This window comes from Parabacteroides sp. AF39-10AC (assembly GCF_003635405.1).
Classification (GTDB): domain Bacteria; phylum Bacteroidota; class Bacteroidia; order Bacteroidales; family Tannerellaceae; genus Parabacteroides; species Parabacteroides distasonis.
Genome location: NZ_QTLP01000068.1, coordinates 1 through 2,361, shown reverse-complemented (window position 1 = coordinate 2,361; position 2,361 = coordinate 1). Strand labels below are relative to the sequence as shown.

The 2,361-nt window shown below is 54.6% G+C and carries 1 pseudogene; it reads right to left on the bottom strand.

Annotated elements, in window-relative coordinates:
• Positions 1–2,361 (bottom strand): annotated as a pseudogene (locus tag DW033_RS24135) (DNA methylase); the annotation flags it as partial.

Sequence of the window (2,361 nt, the reverse complement as noted above, 5' to 3'; positions counted from 1 at the left end):
CGGGTCTATCATGCGCATGTCGAGTGCCATTTTCCGGGCATAGTCCGTGGCGATGAGCATCTTCGCCTTTTCTTCCGTTTCCGAAAGCGGCAGCCTGCCCAACAAGGTGGCATCGCCCGTCTTGGCGAACTGCATCAGTTTCTGTATGAAGTCCTCCTGTTCCGGCGTGGGCGGTATATGGTGCAGTATCTCGTTCTTGGCAGGACGGTCAACGCCCACATCCTCCGCCGTGCGGTAGTCCGTGATTTCATTATAGAAGGCGGCAAGCTCCGGCACTTTGATGAAGTAGCGGAAACGCTCCTTCTGGACCACATTGTTCGTCACGTTAAATTCAAAATCCGTCGTCTTCTTGGCAAATATCGCCGCCCAAGCGTCGAAACACCTTATGTCCTGCCGTTCCAGCTCCTTCGGGCGCAGGTACTTGAACAGCAGGTACAATTCAGTCAGTGAGTTGCTGATAGTCGTGCCGGAGAGGAAGGTCGCACCCAAGTCTTTTCCTGTGCGCTCCTGTATGGTGCGTATGGCAAAGAGCATGTTAAGTGCCTTCTGGCTTCCCTCGCTGTTTCCCAATCCCGCCACACGGTCGTGGCGCGTGTTGAAAGTCAGATTCTTGAACTGGTGGCTCTCATCTATGAAGATGTGGTCGATGCCCATCTGCTTGAAATCCACCACGTCGTCCGTGCGTGACTTTATGGCGTGTTCCACCTTCTCCAGCTTCGCTTCAAGGTTGTGCTTGCGCTTCTCCAATCCTTTCAGCATCGCCCGCGACACGTTCTTTCCCTGCTGCCGTAGCACTTCGAGGTTTTCCTCCACCGTGTCAAGCTCTGCTTGCAGGATGCGCTGCTGCAATTCCGGCGACTGCGGTATCTTGCCGAACTGGTCGTGCGACATGATGACGCAATCGTAGTCGTTGTTCTTTATATTATTGAAGAAGCGCACACGGTTGGCGGTCGAAAAGTCCTTCTCCGAAGCGTACAGAATACGTGCGTTGGGATATGCCGCCTGATAGGTGGCTGCAATCTCCGCAACGTTGGCTTTCAGCCCGATAATCATCGGCTTGTGTGCCAAATTCAGACGCTTCATCTCATGCGCGGCGATGCACATTATCAGCGTCTTACCGGTTCCCACCTCGTGGTCGCAAATTCCGCCGCCGTTCTGTTTCAACATCCAGACGCAATCCATCTGTGAGGGATAGACGCTCTTGATACCCCGGCTTGCCAGCCCTTTCAGGTTGAGGTCGGGAAAGGTCTGATGGGAGCCGTCGTAGCGCGGGCGCACGAAACAGTTGAACTTGCGGTTATACATCGTCACAAGCCGCTCCTTGAACTGCGGCGACTGCTCTTCGAGCCATTCGGAGAAGCCGTTTCGTATCTCGTCAATCTTGGCGTTGGCGAGTTGTATTCCCTCGCTGTCGCGCATCTTGATGTCGTTGCCATGCTCGTCCTTGCCGATGGACTTCATCATGTCAGGGCAGGTGTTGTGCAGGGCGTGTTTTAGGAGGTGCATACCGTCATAGTTCCGGTAATACCCCTTCACCAGAAACTCGTCCGTGATTTTCATGGTGCGGTAGCCGCACACCACCGAAAACTCGTCCATGCTTGCGGAATAGGCGATTTTCACCTCCGTGTCGAACAGCCGGCTCATGTAGGCGGCATAGACACCCGTCGGAATCCAGCGTTCCCCGAAATTGAAGTCCAGATCCTCGAAGGCGATGCGCTGCGGCTCGGCATCTTTCAGAGCCTCCAACGCCTGCTTCACCTCCGGCATACGCTCATTTTCGGGATTGTCACCCATCCATGCCTCTATGCGTTCCGCTTTCTCTATGACATTTCCGGCGATGAAACGGTCTTTGATTTCGTAACCGGTCACGAGCGGATTGTAGTAGATGCGCCCTTGCAGGGCAGTGAGCAAATCCTCCGCCGTGCTGTCGGTTATCTCCCGCATATAGTCGAGATTGACCGTACCATATTTGTTGAGCGACGCAGACAGGGCTTCTTCGGGAGAGCCTACGTTGGCATGGCTCTCCACCGCGAAGGAAACAGGATGCTCGAAGATGTCCGCCTTGACGAACTTTCCGTTTTCCATCCGTTCCAGCGAAAGGATGTCGCGCCCGCCCGCATCCATCATCACTAACTTCACGTTCTGCTTGGCGTTGAGGTTGCCGTAGCGCATGACAAACTCATCGTAACAGGTATTCAGATGCTCTCGCCACGGAACATTTGCCTCGCGCCGGAGCGATTCATAACGGTACAGACGCTCGTAGGCGTCACGCAGCGACACATACAACAACGCCTTTTCCTTCTGGTATCCTTTCAGGTCGAGCGGCTGGAATGTCGCCCCGTATGGCGTGATGTCTTTCAG